The organism is Shewanella electrica (assembly GCF_022321485.1).
Lineage (GTDB): Bacteria > Pseudomonadota > Gammaproteobacteria > Enterobacterales > Shewanellaceae > Shewanella > Shewanella electrica.
Window position 1 is genome coordinate 1 of the sequence record NZ_JAKOGG010000360.1, and the last position, 266, is coordinate 266.

Genomic DNA, 266 nt, shown 5'->3' on the forward strand with positions numbered 1-266 from the left:
CGTAACTGTGGTTTTCGCACTGGTCTCTTCACATCTCCTCACCTCATTGATATCCGAGAGAGATTTCGTTTAGATGGTATGGAAATTTGTGAAGAGAAATTTTTAGCCTACTTCTGGTGGTGTTATGATAGACTAAAGGAAAAAACTGATGACAATATTCCAATGCCTACCTATTTTCGTTTCCTTGCTTTAGTTGCCTTCAAGATATTTGCAGCAGAGCAGGTCGATGTTGCTATAATGGAGGTAGGATTAGGTGGAAAATACGA

Annotated in this window: 1 pseudogene; it reads left to right on the forward strand. The window is 39.5% G+C overall.

The features are described 5' to 3' along the window. A pseudogene (locus tag L9G74_RS24260) lies at nucleotides 1-266 on the forward strand (hypothetical protein); the annotation flags it as partial.